Consider the following 17533-nt stretch of genomic DNA (forward strand, 5'->3'; position numbering starts at 1 on the left):
GCCGACCCGGAGAATCGCGGCTCCCATTTAGAACTTGGCGGCCACAAACGGTTTGGCCGGCTGATCGACCCACAACGGAAATGCAAGCTGCGTGTAGACGCGCCAGCCGCCAGCGAAATTGCGCGTGTAGACGGAATCAGTGACTATGACCTTGACGCTCGCGGGACCGAAGTCGTAGCCAACCAGGCCACCGAGCGCGACATCCTCTCCGTAAGCGCAATATCCCGCCGGTTTGGAGCCGCAATTGCTATCCGCAGCGATTTGGTTGACGCCATAGGCGACCGCGCCCAATTCCCATTTGTCGAATTTCTTTGCGAGCGTTAGATCCGTATGAAGATAGGCGCCGTCGGTCACGCCGGTATATGTATTCACGGTATTCACGCCAAAGCGAAACGAGGACGTTATATTCCATCCATCGGCAAGATAGCTGAATGAAACGCGAGGCTCGATCGTAACGATGGGCTGGCCCCAATTCGCCAATCCGGTAGCGCCCGAGATTCGTCCGGTTGGAGGAATCACATCAAGGCCAAGGGCGCCGAAAAAACCTGGCGCCAGCTCCCATGACAGGTTGAAGGGGTTCAGGATGATATTGTGCAGGCCGGCCGGGTTGGAAATGATCGCGCCGCCGGGCTCATAGAAGGAGCTCGTAATCATTGGTTGAATGACAGTCATTGACCATGTGGCGCCAAGGATCGTCCAAGGCGTCGACCAGGTCAGGACCGGGACATATTGGCCGAGATCGATTTTGGCGCCGACTTCGCCCAGAGAAGCGCCCGCAGGTCCCGCGGTGCCATGTCCGGTAAAGACGTCGGTGCCATAGTTTCCAAGGTTGGTGAGATAAACGCCGGGCGGCGGGTTCGCCCCCATCGGCAGGCCCAAGGTGATCCCCGGAAAGGTCCCGACCAGATAGCCTGCTTCCCATGCGGCCGCGCGCTCAACAAGGACTCCACACGTGAGCGCGCTGGCGACAACGCCGGCAATAACGCGCATTGCTCTTTTAGACATCCGTTTCCCCCCTGTAGACATCCGTTCCCCCCTGAACGTTTCTTCGAATGTTGATTAGCGAATTCGGCAATGGCTGCTGCAGGCGAAGAGGACCTTCATGGCCAACCACACGACGTCATAACTTCTGGAAAAACCGGGCATTGGTCTTCTCAAGCACGATCGGAGACGGCGCCAAGGCGCTTGATTGGCGACGGCCGGAAAAGGGAGCCGTCCACATCCGCGACGTCGCCCCGAAGAAGCGGCCATGGGCATCAAGGAACAGAAAGCCGTCGCCGGGTTTTAGCCGCTCGTGGACATAATCGGACTCATCCGGCGCGCCGCGCTCGAACTCAGGGAAGAGGGTTGACACTGTTGCAGGAGCGCAAGCGTAAGCCCTCGGCGCTTGCGCATCGTCGAGCGCATTGCGCCTTCCGAAGGCTGCCGGACGCCCATCTCTCCCCTCCCCCGCTGCGACGTGGGACGCGCTTCAGGGCCATCCCATTCTTATGGCCTTTTATCGGCTGGCCCTGTCGGAGGAGTCAATAGAAATATCGAGATTATTGTAAACTATGCAAACTTTCGTATTTATCGGCAATCGGCCATTTATCAGAAATTAAAGAATGCGGGCGGTTTTTGCTCCATTGTCCCGCACTCCTTCGTGTCGTCATCCATCATTGGCCAAGTGCGCGCCCTCGCGCGCCGACCAACACGAGATGGTTCTGGAAAAGGCAATTGGAGAGTCGCGCCATTTTAAAGAAGGGCGCCGGCGCCAAGAAATCCGATTTTATCGTAAATCTCGAAATTATCATTGACAGCTTTCGGACGGCGCTGGATAAAGAACGCGTCGAGCCGTAGAGCATCTGAAGCTCCGACGATTTCGGACTGAATCAATCCAGAATCATGAAACGTTATTGATTCCAATAAGTTAAAGCATGACGCCGGTCCAAAAAATCTGCGGCTTTTCGGCATCGCTCTAAAGAATCCGGGAGGATGAAATGGGCCAATTTGCGCCCGGACCAGCTTCGGGCAGACGCCTGACGGACAGACGGACCGATCTGGACGGAATTTCCGCCCGGCGAGAAGGCGTCAAGCGGATACGCGAGACCAGAAAGGCGATTGAGGCGGCTTACGGCGGCGGCCGTTGAAGACCGGGTGCTTCATCATCACTGTTGAAGGCGCGGGATCGACGTCCTGCCTGGCGAGCGAACGTGTTCTTGTCGCGCTCGAAAAGGGCCAGGGTTCGGGCAGACTTCGGGGCCTTCCCTGCAAACTGCCTGTTGGATGTCGCCGCGGCGGCTGTGGCGTCTGTCGCGCCAGAGTGCTCGAAGGCGAATACCGAAGCGAGCCTATGAGCCGCGCCCACATCTCGGAAGTGGACGAAGCCGACAGGCTCATTTTGTCCTGCTCCGTCTATCCGCTCAGCAATCTTCTGCTGCGCCTCGAAACACAGACTGTCATCAAAGAGAAAAGGCCAAATGGCCGGTACACCAAGGAGGAATGAGCATGGCTCAGACAGGCGTATTGCGACCCGGATTCATTCAGTTGCGCGTGCTCGACATGGCCGCTGCGGTTGAACACTACACCAATCGTATCGGACTGCATCAGGTGACCGAGGGTCCCGACGGCCGCGTCTATCTGAAGTCGGCCGATGAATTTGATCACCACAGTTTCGTCCTGCGCCGCGCCTCCGAAGCCGGCGTCGACCTGATGGCGTTCAAGGTTCTCAATGACAGCGACCTCGATATGTTCGAAAGGCGCATCGTCGAATACGGCTTTCCGGTCGATCATGTCCCCGCCGGCGAGCAGCCCGGCGTCGGCCGACGCATCGGCTGGACGATCGCCTCCGGCCACCGCATCGAACTCTTTTCCCATGCCGACCAATCCGACCCGAAGCCCGCGATCGAAAATCCTGGGGTCTGGCTGGAATGTCCGCACGGCATGCGCGCGCGCCGCTTCGACCACGCCCTGTTTTATGGTCCCCACGTCGACAAGAATCTCGACTTCTTCACCAAAGCGCTCGACTTCCGCTTGGCGGAGCAGGTCGAGACGCCCGACGGCGTGTTCGCCATCTGGCTGAGTTGCGGCATGAAGGCCCACGACATCGCCTTCGTGAAATACCCCGAGCCGAACAAGCTGCATCACGCCGCTTTCGAACTCGAGAACTGGAACGACATCGGCCACGCGGCAGACATCCTCACCCACTACGATATGTCCCTCGACCTCGGTCCGACCCGCCACGGCATCACGCGCGGACAGACGATCTACTTCTTCGATCCGTCCGGCAATCGCAACGAGGTCTTTTGCGGCGGCTATACCTATTATCCGGACCATCCGACCCGCACCTGGGACGAGGCTCACATTGGCAAGGCGATTTTCTACTACGAGCGCGTCTTGAACGAAGCTTTCCTTTCGGTCGTGACCTGACGAGGCGGCAAGACAAACCATGACGATCTCCCATATGATGGCCACCGTCACCTCGGCGGCGGCCAGCCAGGCTGTCGCCGCCGCCGTCGCTCATGCGGCGAAACGCGGGGCCGCCGTGGTGGCGGCCGTAGTCGATGTGAGCGGCGACCTTGTGGCTTGTCTCAGGGCGGACGGCGCCTTTTCCGCGTCCGTTGAGATCGCCCGCGACAAAGCCTGGACCGCCGCCGTCTTCAAGACCTCCACCGATGATCTCGCCGCCGCGCTTTCCCATCGGGAGGTGCTGCGCGAGGGGATCGCATTGCGTCCGGGGGTCGTCCTGTTCGGCGGCGGCCTGCCAATTGTCGAAAATGGCCAAATCGTCGGCGCCATCGGCGTTTCCGGCGGCTCGGAAGACGACGATCGCGCCGCGGCGGCGGCAGGACTTGCAGTCCTCGGCCCGACTCCCGCGTGAAACCTTAGAATTCCGCCGCCAGCGGCCGTGCAAGGAGATTGCCCATGACCATTCACCAGCTTTACGAGCGCCGCCCTCTCAGCCAGTCGAGCGCGCGGCGAGACGCCGCCCATTTCATCGACGGCGCGTTCACCCAGGGGACCACAGGCAAGAGCTGGGAAAACTTCCACCCTGTCGACGGCAGCCTGATCGGCCGCGTGCCCGAGGGCGGCCGCGCCGAGGTTGACGCCGCGGTGACGGCCGCCCATGCCGCCCTGCGCGGGGATTGGGGCCGGATGAGCGTGGTGGAGCGCACCGACCTGCTCGGCGCCGTCGCCGATGAGATCAACCGGCGCTTCGATGAATTCCTTGAAGCTGAATGCCTCGACACCGGCAAGCCGATGAGTTTGGCGTCGCATATCGACATTCCGCGCGGGGCGGCGAACTTCAAGATGTTCACCGACGTCGCCAAGACGGTCGCAACCGAATGCTTCCCCATGACGACGCCCGACGGCGCTGGCGCCCTCAACTATGCGCTGCGGCGTCCTCGGGGCGTGATTGCGGTCATATCGCCGTGGAACCTGCCGCTTCTGTTGATGACCTGGAAGGTCGGCCCGGCGCTGGCGCTCGGCAACGCCGTGGTGGTGAAGCCGTCCGAAGAGACCCCGCTCACGGCGACCCTCCTAGGCGAGGCGATGAACAAGGTCGGCGTGCCAAGGGGAGTCTACAATGTCGTGCACGGGCTCGGCCCGAATTCGGCCGGGGAGCTCCTGACCCAGCACCCTCGCGTCAACGGCGTCACCTTCACCGGCGAGACCCGCACCGGCGAGGCGATCATGCGCCAGGCCGCCCACGGCATCCGGCCGGTATCCTTCGAACTCGGAGGAAAGAATCCCGCGCTGATCTTCGCCGACGCCGATCTCGACAAAGCGGTCGAAGGCACCATGCGCTCGGCTTTCTCGAATTGCGGCCAGGTCTGTCTCGGCACCGAGCGCGTCTATGTCGAGCGGCTCATTTTCGACGAATTCGTCGCGCGCCTGAAGCAGGGCGCAGAATCTCTCCGCCCCGGTCGGCCCGAGGATCCCTCGACCGGGATCGGCCCGCTGGTCAGCAAGGAGCATCAGGCGAAGGTTCTGTCCTATTACGCCAGGGCCATCGAGGAAGGCGCCACGGTGATCACCGGCGGCGGAGTGCCCAAGGTGCCGGCCGATCTCGCCGGCGGCTCATGGATCGAGCCGACCATATGGACTGGCGCTCCAGACAACGCCGCGATCGTCAACGAGGAGATCTTCGGCCCCTGCTGCCACATCCGCCCCTTCGACACTGAGGAGGAGGCGATAGAGCTCGCGAATTCGACGCCCTACGGCCTCGCCGCCGCCGTGTGGACGGAAAATCTGTCGCGCGCCCATCGGGTCGCATCCAGAATGGATGTCGGGATCTGCTGGGTGAACTCCTGGTTCCTGCGTGATCTGCGCACCGCTTTCGGAGGCGCGAAGCAGTCGGGCATCGGCCGCGAGGGCGGCGTCCACTCGCTCGAGTTCTACACCGAGCTCACCAACATCTGCGTCAAACTCTGAAAGGCGAATGGAAGACATGACCACGTCAAATGAGTCGTTCCGCGAAGCCGCCGATCGGCTCCATGCGGCGGCCAGATCGGGCGTTCCCTGCGCTCCGATCCGGGATCTTTTCGCCGCCCACGATCTCGAAACCGCTTATGCGGCCCAGGAAATCAACACGAAGCGCGCGATCGAGACGGGCCGTCGTCTTGTCGGCCGCAAGATCGGGCTGACATCGCTTGCGGTGCAACGCCAGCTCGGCGTCAACCAGCCCGACTATGGCATGCTCTTTTCCGACATGGCGCGGGGCGACGCGGAAGACATCGCTCTCGCGGACGTCCTGCAACCCAAGGTCGAAGGCGAGATCGCCTATGTTCTCGGCCGCGATCTCACGCAGGAACAGCTGACTGTCAGCGATCTCTTCCGGGCGATCGAATATGCGGTTCCGGCCATCGAGATCGTCGGCTCGCGAATCCAGAACTGGGACATCCGCATCACGGACACCATCGCCGACAACGCCTCCTCCGGCCTTTACGTGCTGGGTTCGCGCCCTGTGAAGCTCGACGCCTTCGATCCGCGTCTGTGCGGCATGGTGATGGAGAAGGCCGGCGAACCCGTCTCGGTCGGCGCTGGCGCGGCCTGCATGGGCTCGCCGCTCAACGCCGCTTTGTGGCTCGCCAAGGTCATGGCGCGCGTCGGCTATCCGCTGAAAGCCGGCGACACCATTCTTTCCGGCGCGCTGGGACCCATGGCCGCCGTCGCGCCGGGAGACGTCTTCAACGTACGCATCGAGGGCCTCGGCTCCGTTTGCGCGGCCTTCGCCAAGGAGTGACACATGGCCAAAGTGAAATGCGCGATCATCGGATCGGGCAATATCGGCACGGATCTGATGATCAAGATCATGCGCACCTCCAAAAGCCTCGAGATGGGCGCGATGGTCGGCATAGATCCGAACTCTGACGGGCTGGCGAGAGCTGCTCGTTTGAAGGTTCCCGTCACCCACGAGGGCATAGACGGGTTGCGGAAGATGCCCGAATACAAGGACATTCAAGTCGTCTTCGACGCCACTTCGGCCGGCGCCCATGTCCACAACAACGCGCTTCTCCAGACCGACGGCAAGAAGGTCATCGACCTGACGCCGGCGGCGATTGGCCCCTTCACCATTCCGGCGATCAATGGCGACGCCAATATCGATGAGCCTAATATCAACATGGTCACCTGCGGCGGCCAGGCGACGATCCCTATGGTGCGCGCCGTGCGCCGCGCCACCGACCGCGTCATTTGGGGCGAGATCGTCGCCTCGATCTCGTCGAAATCCGCCGGTCCCGGCACCCGCGCCAACATCGACGAATTCACCGAGACGACCTCGAAAGCGATCGAGATCCTCGGCGGCGCCGAACATGGCAAGGCGATCATCATTCTCAACCCCGCCGAGCCGCCGCTGATCATGCGCGACACCGTGTTCACTCTGTCGCAGGGCGGCAGCAGGGAAGCCATCGAGCAGTCGATCCTCGACATGGTCGCCGCCGTGCAGAAATATGTGCCCGGCTACCGCCTGAAGCAGAAGGTGCAGTTCGAGAATATCGGCGACAACGCGCCGGTGCGCATTCCCGGCGTCGGCCTGTGCTCCGGCCTGAAAACCACGATCATGCTCGAGGTGGAAGGCGCGGCGCATTACCTGCCGGCCTATGCCGGCAATCTCGACATCATGACCTCCGCGGCTCTGGTCTCTGCCGACCATTGGGCGGCCAAGCAATTGCAGAAGGAAGCCGCGTGATGGCCCGCATCAATCCGAACAAGCTTTACGTCCAGGATGTCACGCTGCGCGACGGCATGCATTCAGTGCGTCACCAGTACAGCCTTGACGCGGTGCGCGCCATCGCCCGGGCGCTCGACCGCGCCCATGTCGACGCCATCGAGATCAGCCACGGCGACGGCATCACCGGCTCGACCTTCAACTACGGCTTCGGCGCGCATGACGATGCCGAATGGATCGCAGCGGCCGCCGGCGAATGCGCCTTCTCGCGCATCACCGTGCTGCTGCTGCCGGGCATCGGCACCGTGCATGATCTCAAACATGCCTATGAGGCCGGCGCGCGCAGCGTGCGCGTCGCCACCCATTGCACGGAAGCGGACGTTTCGCGCCAGCATATCGAGGCGGGCCGCAAGCTTGGCATGGATACGGTCGGCTTTTTGATGATGGCGCACATGGCGCCGGTGGAGAAGCTGGTCGAGCAGGCGCTGCTGATGGAAAGCTATGGCGCCGAATGCGTCTATGTGACGGATTCGGCTGGCGCGCTGCTGCCGAACCAGTACGCCGAGCGCGTAAAAGCGGTGCGCGGCGCGCTGAAGCCCGAGACGGAAATCGGCGTGCACACCCACCACAATCTGACGCTTGGCGTCGCCAACGCCGTGGCGGGAATCGAGGCAGGCGCCGTACGTGTCGACGCCTCGCTCGCCGGCATGGGCGCGGGCGCCGGCAACGCGCCGCTCGAAGCTTTGATCGCGGTGCTCGACCGCATGGGAATCGAGACCGGCTGCGACCTGCACATGTTGATGGACGCGGCGGACGATCTCGTGCGGCCCCTGCAGGATCGTCCCGTGCGCGTCGATCGCGAGAGCCTTTCGCTCGGCTACGCCGGCGTCTATTCGAGCTTCCTGCGCCATGCGGAAAACGCCTCGAAGCTCTATGGCGTCGATACGCGCGACATCCTCACCGAGCTCGGCAACCGCCGCATGGTCGGCGGCCAGGAAGACATGATCATCGACGTCGCGCTGGACATTCTCAAGAATCGCGGAGAAAGCCGCATGACCAGCCTCGCGGAACTCGCGACCATTGTCGACGAGGCGGCGTCCACCGCCATCGCCATCCCGCAACTGACCGAAAGCCTGCCCAGCCTCTCGGTCGAAGACGCCTATGCGATCCAGGCGCTGTCTCTCGCCCGGCGACGGGCGCGCGGCGAACGGCGCGCGGGATACAAGATGGGGTTGACGTCCCGCGCGAAAATGCAACAGGTCGGCGTCTCGGAGATTATCTGGGGCCGGCTCACCGACGCCATGCGGCTGATCGAGGGCGGAGACCTCGTCCGGTCTCGTTATGTCCATCCACGCGTCGAGCCGGAGATCGCCTATATCATCGGCAAGCCGCTTGAAGGCGACGTCTCGGCGGCCGAAGCGCTCGCGGCCGTAGAGGCGGTGGCTCCGGCGATGGAGATTATCGACAGCCGTTATCGCGACTTCAAATTCGCTCTGCCGGACGTCGTCGCCGACAATTCGTCTTCTTCCGGCTTCTATGTGGGATCGTGGGCGAAGGCGTCGACGGACGTAGCCAACCTCGGCATTGTGATGGAGGTCGACGGCCGCCCTGTGCAGATCGGCTCATCCGCCGCGATACTCGGCAATCCGATCCGCTCTCTTGTCTCCGCCGCGCGTCTTGTCGCACGCGCCGGCGAGCGATTGGAGCCGGGCGACATCGTCATGGCGGGCGGCGCCACCGCCGCCTATGCGTTGACGCCTGGCCAATATGTGCGCACGACATTCCAGAGTCTCGGCGCCGTCGATTTCTCCGTCGTCGCTTGAGGAATGCTTCATGCCAATCGTCGAGATCACCCTGATCGAAGGACGCACCTACGAGGACAAGTCACGACTGGTCGCGGCAGTGACCGAGGCGATCGTCTCCTCGATCAAGGCGCCGCGCGAGACCGTGCGCATCATCATCCGCGAAGTGCCCGCCCATCATTTCGCCGCCGGCGGCGTCCTCAAGGGAGCGCCGCCGAAACCGTCCTGACGGCGGCCGACCGCCGGAATGTCCGCCGAGGCGTCGGGCGGCTACGTTTCTCGCCGCCTTTGAGATTTACCGGAGGCGGCGGTCAGGTGTAGACGCCGAGAAAGTCGCCGACAATATCGCCTGAATGATAGAAAATTCCGCGCCACAGGTGTTCCTCGTTCCAGGTGATCGTCGGCATGTCCTTTTGGGTGAGGTAGCCAAGCCCTGCGAAGGTCTCGTTGCGATTGCCGGAGGGATCGAAGAAGTAAGTCGTCGCGCCTCGCGTGATTCCGTGACGCTGCGGAGTCACGTCGACCTTAACGCGGCGCTTGGCGAGGATGTCAGCAGTCTTAAGGATGTCGGACCAATCTTCCAGAAAGAAAGAGATGTGATGCAGGCCGCCGCGCGGCCCCGCGCCGAAAGCAATGTCGTGCGGCGTGGTCGTGCAGAACATCCAGGCTGCGGCTTGCACGTCGCCCTCAGGACCCGCCAGCACCTGTTCCGACAGCCCGAAATCAAGAACGTCCCGGAAAAAAGCGACATTCTCGGCGACCTTGTTCATGCCGCGGGCCGGATCGACCTCGCACATGAGCATCACATGATCGAGCCAATGAACGCCGGCCCCCTTCAATCCATCCGGCCAAGGCTCCGGATTAAGCGCGCCCACCGCCTTACCGACGAAGTCCTTCTCGGCATATAGGAAGAACTCATGTTCGCTGGGTAGCAGGAACCGAAGCGCGCGGCCGCAGAACGGCAGAGCGCCCGGCTTCAGCTCCATCACTTTGATCCCGCGGGCCTCGATGCGCGAACGATAGGCGTCAAGCTCGGCATCCTTTTCGACCTTGAAAGCGACGTGCTCAAGGCCCGCCCGGTCGGACGGCGACAGAACAACCGAATATTTATCCCACTCATCCCATCCCTTCAGATAGACCGAGCCGTCGGAATCGCGATGCGTCTCAAGCAGGCCGAGCGTGTTGGTGTAATGATCGATCGCGTCGTCGATCGACAGAACGCGCAGCTTCACATGGCCTAATCTCATGACCGCCATATTCATTTCTCCCTGTCGTCGGGACTTTGGACCCGATCATCGTCTATTGGCGGCAGCAGGCGGAAGCGGCGCATCAGCCGCGCCGGCAGCTTGCCGACCGGCTCGACGGCGAGGTCGGAGCGCGGCCAGGTGCGGCACGCCAGCGTCAATCCCGAAGCTTCTTCCTCGATGCTGACGTGCGCCCGGCTCATGCAACCGACTACATAATCGCCTTGCAGCACGCGAATGCGGCAGACCCCGCAACCACCGCCGTGACAGCCCGAACCGATCCGGTCGTGGTGGATGGGCGCGAGCGCCCGCAACACCGTCTCGTCAGTCCCACAGCGAAACGGCTGGTCGACGTTGAGGACTCGGATGAGGAGCGGGGCCATTTGTCAGATCTTCCTGAAAAGCGGCGAGCGCGCCTTTTCCGCGTCCGCCGGCGTCAGGAACTTTTCGGTAAAGATGTGTTGTTCGAACAGGCGGCCTCGCATCAACGTCGTGATGCAGGCGTCGATCATCGGCGCCGGACCACACAGATAGGCCTGATTGCCATCGAAACGCCCGTTGTATACCCGATGGATCACTTCATGCACGAAGCCGGTTTCGCCCTTCCATCCATCGGTCTCACCTGAAACCGCGGGAATGTAACGGAAATTCCCGTGGCGTTCGGCAAGCTCGCGAAACAGCGCGCTATGGTAAAGGCCGTCCGCGCTCCGCGCTCCGTGGACAAGCGTGATCGGCTGAGTTTCGCCGCGTTCAAGCAGATCCAGAATCATGCTCTGGGGGCTCGAAAGGCCGGAGCCCCCCGCAAGAAACAATCTCGGCAGGGCGACCGAATGGCGCACGTAGAAACGGCCGTAGGGACCGGCGAAGTCAAGCGGCATACCCGGCGCCGCATTTTGGCGTAGCCACGTCGTCGCCTTGCCTCCAGGCACAATACGGATATGCAGCTCTATGCAGTTGGGTTGCGAGGGCGGGCTCGCGATCGAGAAAGAGCGCGGGCCTTCAACTCCGGGCGCCGATACGGCGAGATATTGCCCGGCCTGGAACGCAACTCCCTCTCCCGGCACGTTGAGCCAGAGGCCGAGAACATCCTCGGCCAGCATTTTCGCGCGTTCGATCACGCCCTTGAAATCGCGGATCGGGATCCGGCGCGCGTCGGGATCGTTGTCGATCTCGGCTTCTATGATGGTGTCGGCGTCGAGCGTGGCGGTGCAGGCGAGCGCTTTTCCTTCATCGCGCTCAAAGTCCATGAGCGCGAAGGAAGACGCTTCGTTATGCGTCACCTGACCCTCGAGGACCTCCACTTTGCACGTTCCGCACAGTCCGTGCCCGCAGGCGTGCGGAAGCCAGACGCCCGCGCGCAAGCAGGCGTCGAGCATGGTCTGGCCGTCCTCGACAGCGATTGTCTCCCCGAGCGGTTCGATTGTGAGCTGATAGGTCATGGCGACGATCCGCTCAGAAGTTCGCTTTGGCCAAGCCCTCGAGGCCAGGCGTGCGGAACCGCAACAGCGATTTGTGGCCAACCCCGAGATCGGCCAGCGTCAGCGCCAGATCAGGAGTGAACGGGACGCCGTCGCAGTCCCACTCCACGGCGTTCCAGTTGATCGCGGCGAAGTCAGGATGCTTGCTGTAAAGCATTGGCAGAACCTCGCCGATAACCGCAGAGAACGGCGTCGCGGCGGATAGAGGCGCTGTGATCGGCGACGCAAACATCAGATGCCTTTCCCACAAGAAATGCACGAGTTGAAGCCCGTGGAAATTTTCGACCCGATCACGCGGGGGGAACGCGTAAGGTCCTATCGCTACAGTGGTCATGCGACGTTTCCTCGATTTTTTGTAAGTGTTGTTCAGGGGTTGGCGACGCGCTTGCGTTCAGCCCGCCATTCTTCCCAGAGCTTCTCATCAGGCGATCCGATATAGTCCAGATTATCGGCGCCCTGGTTCATATGATACCAGTCGAGCACCTCGGGCACGGTCGCGCCGCCGCAATTGCCCTGAAAGATCTGGCTCACGGGCAACCAGGCCTGAACATATTTTTCGGGCTCATCTTCAAAGATGTCGTGGCATCCGTCAGAGCAAAAATGGTATCTTTCGCCGTTGTGTGTCGTCGTCCGCGTGGCTATCCGCGTCGGATCGCCCGGTTCGGTGAAAAACGTCGGAATCTGGCAGACCTGGCAGAGTTGCGGCAGCCCATTATTGTAGAAGCGCTCGCCCGCTTTCGCCGCCTTGGCCCAATGTTCGTAGCGCGGCCGGTAAAGCTGATCGAAACTCTGGGGATATTTTTCCGCGAACCAGGCCATCTCGTCTTCGCTCGGCGTCCAGGTGTGAAACGCCGCGGCGTGAGAATATTGGTAGAAAGTGCTCCAGGCCTGATGGCTGTAATGATCCTTCTCAGCCTTCGCGACCTCATGATATTTTGGCAGACGGATGCCGTAGCGGGACAAATCCTGAAACAGCGCGCCCCCGCCCTGCTCGAAATACATTTCCCACGCCTCCTTCCATGACATGATCTTTTTCGGAAGCATGTAGTCCATCATCATCGCGACAATGGAGAGCAGGCGGTATCCGCGCCAGAACCACTTGTCGATCCATTTCTGAACGATCGGCACATTGGCCTCGTCCTGCTGCAGCATGAATTTGATGATCTCCAGCCCAAGCGTCATATGCCGGCTTTCATCAGACTGCGCCGAGAAGCCGAAGGTCACCGTCGCCATGTCGCCGTTATAGGCGGCGCCCGACATGAACGGCACGAACAACAGGCTGGTCAGAACATATTCGAAGCTGAACGAGACCGCGGTGATATACTCGAACGGTCCCGCAGTCATCGCGTCTTCGAAAAACGACTTCGGCACCGAAAGATACCAAACGCGATCGTACATATGCATTGGATCGTGGAGACCATCAAAAAACTTATTGAAATGGCTGATCGTGTGAATCTGCGTCTGCACATGCCGGAGTTCGTCGATCGCCTGAAGCTGGCAGGCCACGCGCGGACCAACTCCCTCGAAATGCCTGCCGAGATGCGCGAAACCGCGATGCGCGGCGTATTCGAGCGGCGACACGGCGGTGATGAAGATTTTCAACGCGTTGATATATCGCGCATCGGAAATATTCATCTGTCCATTGTTCTGCGCGAAACTGTCGATGACGGCGTAGAGCTTGCGCTCCTTCTCGGCCTGATACTTCCAATAGGCGTCCATCGTCAGGCGGAAGGGATCTTCGAATGCGTCCCAGTCGTGGATCTTGATTCCCTCATAGTCGGTGAAGGGAAAGATCTTCTTCTTGTCCTGATAGCTCGGCTGCCAGTCGAGGCCGCGCGTCAGAATGGCGTAGCGTTCCTTGAGATTGAGCTTGCGAGGGCGTTCATTGGGGTTGACGACGTTCATCAGATTTCTCCTAAAAGTGCCGAGTCCTCATTGATTCAGGAATTCCACATGAGCAGCAGTCGGTCGTCGTCCTCGTCGACGTTTCCCGAAATGCTGATCATTGTGAGGTTCAGCTCATGGAGATCGAATTCGCGCCCGAGTTGCTGCTCTATCGTGGACCGATTCATCACCAAGCGGTCGGGACAGTCGATTTTCGTCATCGCCGGATAGCTGCTGACCTTCGCCTTCGGATTGTCCGCAACGATGGCGGCGATGATCCCTCGCCCGTCGTCCGTATTCTGCAAGCTGATCGAGACTTCGCTGCTCATGCCGCCATCTCCGTGGAAAGTCGGACGCCCAACCGATCCGCCCTGTTCTCGAGCGCCGCTTGCACAGAGGACAACGCTTCTTCGGCGGCTGGCCCAAGCACCTTTTGCGCGAGCGGCGCGAGAGCGGCGCGGGAGCGCTCAATCCATTCCTCATGCCATCCGGCGATCAACTGCCGGTTGGCGGCTGACTCGCTGGCGGCGCGTTTCAGCACAGCGTCGACCCATTTGGCGGTCTCATCCTGCCAGTCCACCATGAATTCAACGAGCATCGAGAGGGCGCCGGCGCCGTGTTGCAGGCCAGCAGCGTCGAATTGACCGTAGACCAGCGGATAGAGCAATCCGTCAAGGCTCAGGAACTGGGCGACGAACTGCTCGAACCAATCCTCGATGACGAGCGTGTCTTCGACGAGCCGGCGCATCGGCTGCCATTCGGGCGCCGTAATCCAACGCTCCCTGGCCTCGTCCAACGCGCCGGCGCCCCCCATGGCGAGGCCGATGCGGCTGATGATCTGCGCAATCCCTAGGCGATCCGTCACGGCGAACATTGCGGGCTGGGTGATTGCGACGCCGTAGCCCTTGTCAACCATATTGCAGGCGTTCATGTTCGCGCCCCACTCAACATGACGGAGCGGCAGCAGATAGAAGCGGATCACCTCCCGCCACTCTGGATCATACGAGTAAAGCAGCCCGCGTTTTTCCGCGAAGGCGAAGTTCTTCTCGACCGCCTCCATCATTCTGGCCCGCTGGATGGTGTAAGTGCCGTAATAGAGCTGCCGGGGATCTTTCAGCTGGTACCAATCGGCCATGCTGATTTTCGTCCGGCTCTTGTCGAACAGTTCGTGCGCCGGATCCCAGGTCGGCCGATAGTGGAAGTTCACTTCGGATTGGAGGTCGTACAACGCCTCCTCGTAACGGGACCCCGGCTTGTCGGCGCCAAGCCGGCGAGCCACATTGGAGAAAGTCTGTCGCCGTTGCCGGACGGTACTGGTTCTGATCTCAAGCGCCATTGCGTCGTCCTCCTCTTAATTTTTGCTTGTGGTTGTGCTCGCGGTCTTCGACTGGCCCGCGCTCCGCTCCCGCAGCCGAGCGAACGCCTGTTCGACATCGTCGGCCGCACTTATGTTGGCGCCTTGCGCGCGACAGAACTCATCAAATGCGCTGGGCGGCATGACGAGCTCGATAGTCAGCATTGGATCAGCGATGGTGAACTCAAACTCGATGAATCCACACCTCACGCCAACGACGCGGATGTAGCGACGGGCTAGATCCAGCGTCGCACCATCATCCTCGCGCTCATATTTCGAGATGCTGTCGGCGCGCATTGGCGCGCCGTGTTCGGCAGCAGCCGACCATCGGTGGTCCGCCATTTCAATCCTCCCTGTCGCACAACATTGATGCGAGCGGGGCGATGATGCGGCGGCGAGCCTTCCGGTTCAATCAACAAGGAAAAAAAATGAATATCACTGGCAGTTGTTTTTGATTGTATCGTGAAAACAGCGCCTTAAGGCGCAGAACGGACATCTCGACGGCGATCCGGCAGCCTGATTTGGAGCGCGCGTCTAAGCATTTGATGACGCTGCATCGCAGCAGCTTTCATCATCTGATGAAGAGGCGCGCGTAGGACAATGAACAGCCGCAACTTTGAGCTAAGGATTTGTAATTCTCCAGCGGCGCCCTCATAGTAGCGGGTAGAAAAATAACATGCTGCGGGAGTGAATCGATGAAGGCAATGCCGGGCTTGAGGGCGCTCGCCATCATCGGGGGCGAGCGGTGACGGACAGCTCAACCACGGTCGGCGTCGACATCGGCCATCTATCCGCGCGTCTTCGCTTCAATCCAGAAGAGGGCTGCATCTGGCTCGAGGGCCAGCGCATGCTGATGTTGCACTTGACGGCCTTCGCGAGTCTCCGGCGAGAGCTCATCGACACTTTCGGTATAGAAGTCGCTCGGGGCCTGATCACGCGGATGGGCCATGCGTCGGGAGCGGCCGACGCGGCGCTCGCGCGCCGGACGAAGCCCGACATGGGGATTCGCGAGTCGTTCATGATCGGACCAGGACTCCACGCGCTTGAAGGGATGGTCGCGGTGGAGCCGGTTCTGCTCGATGTTGATCCTGAAACGGGCGTTTATGCGGGAGAATGGATCTGGCGAAATTCGGCCGAGGTCGACGCTCATCTCCATGCCTATGGCATCAGCGCTGAACCGGTCTGTTGGGCGCTGCTTGGCTATGCTTCGGCCTTCACCAGCGCCTATATGGGACTTCCTGTGCTCTATCGGGAGGTGGAATGCCGCGCGACCGGCGCCGCCCATTGCCGTATTATCGGCAAGCCGGCCGATCAATGGGACGATGCGGTTCGCGACGATCTGCACCAGGGCTTTGACCTCGCGGACACCCAGGCCGAGGCCGGCTCGTCCTGGGCCTCCGTCTGTGGAGAGCCTGACCATCCCGGCGGCTGGCCGCACGATCGCATGGTCGGCGCATCCGCGGGGTTTGTGGCGATGATGCATATGGTGGACAAGGTGGCGCGAACCGACGCCGTAGTGATGCTCATCGGCGAACCCGGCGCCGGCAAGAAAAGCTGCGCGCGGCTTTTGCACAAGCTGAGCGCGAGATGCTCGAAACCATTTGTCGCCTTCAACTGCGCCGCGCTTTCGGGCGACCAACTCGATGTCGATCTTTTTGGCGTCGAGAAAAGCACCTCGGCCAGCGGGCCGCAGGTTTCGCGCAGCGGCCGCATCGAACGCGCGAACGGGGGAACTCTTTTCCTCGAAGACGTCCATCGGCTGGATTTGCGGGCGCAAACAAAGCTTCTTCGGGTTTTGCAGACCGGCGAGGTTGAACGGGTTGGCGGCGCCCAACCCCGGCCGGTCCACATTCGCGTCATTGCATCATCGAATGCGCGGCTGATCGACGCCATGCGCGATGGATCGTTCCGCGAAGATCTTTACTATCGTCTGACGACGTTTCCCATCGTGATCCCTCCGCTGCGTGAGCGTCGGACCGATTTGCCTCTGCTGATCCGTCATTTTCTGGACGTCTTCTCCCGTCGTTACGGCAAAAAGATAACAGGCGTGTCGGAGATGGCTGTCGGCTATCTTCTGACCCATGATTTTCCCGGCAATGTGACCGAGTTGGAAAGCATGATCGAACGCGCCATCATCATGGCGCCGAATCGGGGACCGTTGGACGTAGCCTATCTGACCTCGCCAATCGACGAGCGCAATCCTCGCATTTACGGGCTCTCAAATCACGGATTGCTCATTCCGAAACGCGACGATGGCGGCGCGCGGCACGATACGGGCGCTTTGGACCGTCTGCTGGACAGCAAATTCGAACTCGAGTCGTTCGAAAATGAACTAATCGCGCGCGCTGTGGAGCGAGCGGCCGGAAATCTGAGCAAGGCCGCCAAAGCGCTGGGCCTTACAAGGCCGCAACTCGCTTATCGCTATAGAAAAGTGCAGGAAGGCGCTCCCGGAGCTCAATCGGGCGATTTGCGGACCGATTGAAGATCACGAATAACTAGCACTACTTTGGCAGAATTTTGAGGGGTTGTGCATTTTTGGGATTCCCGAGACGCGCATTGCGTGATTCATGGGTGGTCGGCGTCACGGAGGGCCGACCATGGACGAGATTTGGAAGTCCGAT

General features: G+C 61.1%; 18 protein-coding genes and 1 pseudogene. 10 read left to right on the forward strand and 9 right to left on the reverse strand.

Annotation, left to right across the window (positions count from 1 at the left end):
• Positions 1-27: 27 nt before the first annotated feature.
• A complete protein-coding gene (locus tag MPC4_RS12310) occupies positions 28-990 on the reverse strand; it encodes a SphA family protein (RefSeq protein ID WP_174512768.1) in 963 nt (320 codons plus the stop codon).
• Between the two features lie 1135 nt (positions 991-2125).
• On the opposite strand from MPC4_RS12310, the gene MPC4_RS21500 reads away from it, so the two are divergent.
• The 9 genes and pseudogenes from MPC4_RS21500 (at position 2126) to MPC4_RS12355 (ending at position 9181) form a co-directional block, all read left to right on the forward strand.
• Positions 2126-2485, forward strand: coding sequence for a 2Fe-2S iron-sulfur cluster-binding protein (locus tag MPC4_RS21500; protein WP_174512769.1), 360 nt, complete (start codon positions 2126-2128; stop codon positions 2483-2485).
• Positions 2486-2487: 2 nt separating this feature from the next.
• On the forward strand, positions 2488-3408 hold the full coding sequence (locus tag MPC4_RS12320; protein WP_134491665.1) for a catechol 2,3-dioxygenase: 921 nt from the start codon (positions 2488-2490) through the stop codon (positions 3406-3408).
• A gap of 19 nt (positions 3409-3427) precedes the next feature.
• A complete protein-coding gene (locus tag MPC4_RS12325) occupies positions 3428-3859 on the forward strand; it encodes a GlcG/HbpS family heme-binding protein (RefSeq protein WP_134491663.1) in 432 nt (143 codons plus the stop codon).
• Positions 3860-3903: 44 nt separating this feature from the next.
• Positions 3904-5415 carry a 2-hydroxymuconic semialdehyde dehydrogenase gene (locus tag MPC4_RS12330; RefSeq protein WP_174512770.1) on the forward strand — a complete coding sequence of 504 codons (1512 nt, stop codon included), beginning with the start codon at positions 3904-3906 and terminating at the stop codon, positions 5413-5415.
• A gap of 16 nt (positions 5416-5431) precedes the next feature.
• A complete protein-coding gene (locus MPC4_RS12335) occupies positions 5432-6226 on the forward strand; it encodes a 2-keto-4-pentenoate hydratase (protein WP_280514797.1) in 795 nt (264 codons plus the stop codon).
• Positions 6227-6229: 3 nt separating this feature from the next.
• The gene (locus MPC4_RS12340) at positions 6230-7171 is read left to right on the forward strand and encodes an acetaldehyde dehydrogenase (acetylating) (protein WP_174512772.1); all 942 of its coding nucleotides are present in this window, start codon (positions 6230-6232) and stop codon (positions 7169-7171) included.
• Positions 7171-8190, forward strand: a pseudogene (dmpG, locus tag MPC4_RS12345) (4-hydroxy-2-oxovalerate aldolase); the annotation flags it as partial. The gene MPC4_RS12340 and the pseudogene dmpG, both read left to right, overlap by 1 nt.
• Before the next feature lie 261 nt (positions 8191-8451).
• Complete coding sequence (locus tag MPC4_RS12350) at positions 8452-8973, forward strand: 2-keto-4-pentenoate hydratase (RefSeq protein ID WP_244628989.1); 522 nt, start codon at positions 8452-8454, stop codon at positions 8971-8973.
• 10 nt (positions 8974-8983) lie between these two features.
• Entirely contained in the window at positions 8984-9181 is a 198-nt protein-coding gene (locus tag MPC4_RS12355) for a 2-hydroxymuconate tautomerase (protein WP_174512773.1), read from the forward strand.
• 82 nt (positions 9182-9263) lie between these two features.
• Here MPC4_RS12355 and MPC4_RS12360 read toward each other — a convergent pair whose 3' ends face one another.
• From MPC4_RS12360 to MPC4_RS12395, 8 genes are read right to left on the reverse strand one after another with little or no spacing between them, the layout of a single operon-like run.
• Positions 9264-10208 (reverse strand): catechol 2,3-dioxygenase, encoded by a 945-nt coding sequence (locus tag MPC4_RS12360; protein ID WP_174512774.1) that lies wholly within the window; start codon positions 10206-10208, stop codon positions 9264-9266.
• 2 nt (positions 10209-10210) lie between these two features.
• Positions 10211-10579 (reverse strand): 2Fe-2S iron-sulfur cluster-binding protein, encoded by a 369-nt coding sequence (locus MPC4_RS12365; protein WP_174512775.1) that lies wholly within the window; start codon positions 10577-10579, stop codon positions 10211-10213.
• Between the two features lie 3 nt (positions 10580-10582).
• Positions 10583-11635, reverse strand: coding sequence for an NADH:ubiquinone reductase (Na(+)-transporting) subunit F (locus MPC4_RS12370; protein ID WP_174512776.1), 1053 nt, complete (start codon positions 11633-11635; stop codon positions 10583-10585).
• Between the two features lie 13 nt (positions 11636-11648).
• Entirely contained in the window at positions 11649-12008 is a 360-nt protein-coding gene (locus tag MPC4_RS12375) for a phenol hydroxylase subunit P4 (protein WP_174512777.1), read from the reverse strand.
• A 32-nt stretch (positions 12009-12040) separates the two neighbouring features.
• Entirely contained in the window at positions 12041-13579 is a 1539-nt protein-coding gene (locus tag MPC4_RS12380; protein WP_174512778.1) for an aromatic/alkene/methane monooxygenase hydroxylase/oxygenase subunit alpha, read from the reverse strand.
• A 35-nt stretch (positions 13580-13614) separates the two neighbouring features.
• A complete protein-coding gene (locus MPC4_RS12385) occupies positions 13615-13887 on the reverse strand; it encodes an MmoB/DmpM family protein (protein ID WP_134491646.1) in 273 nt (90 codons plus the stop codon).
• The gene (locus MPC4_RS12390; RefSeq protein WP_174512779.1) at positions 13884-14894 is read right to left on the reverse strand and encodes an aromatic/alkene monooxygenase hydroxylase subunit beta; all 1011 of its coding nucleotides are present in this window, start codon (positions 14892-14894) and stop codon (positions 13884-13886) included. The genes MPC4_RS12385 and MPC4_RS12390 overlap by 4 nt, the downstream gene beginning before the upstream one ends.
• A 15-nt stretch (positions 14895-14909) precedes the next feature.
• A complete protein-coding gene (locus tag MPC4_RS12395) occupies positions 14910-15209 on the reverse strand; it encodes a phenol hydroxylase subunit (protein WP_174512780.1) in 300 nt (99 codons plus the stop codon).
• Between the two features lie 448 nt (positions 15210-15657).
• Here MPC4_RS12395 and MPC4_RS12400 point away from each other — a divergent pair, with 448 nt between their 5' ends.
• Positions 15658-17394 carry a sigma-54-dependent Fis family transcriptional regulator gene (locus MPC4_RS12400; protein ID WP_174512781.1) on the forward strand — a complete coding sequence of 579 codons (1737 nt, stop codon included), beginning with the start codon at positions 15658-15660 and terminating at the stop codon, positions 17392-17394.
• Positions 17395-17533: the final 139 nt, after the last annotated feature.

This window comes from Methylocella tundrae, assembly GCF_901905185.1.
Classification (GTDB): domain Bacteria; phylum Pseudomonadota; class Alphaproteobacteria; order Rhizobiales; family Beijerinckiaceae; genus Methylocapsa; species Methylocapsa tundrae.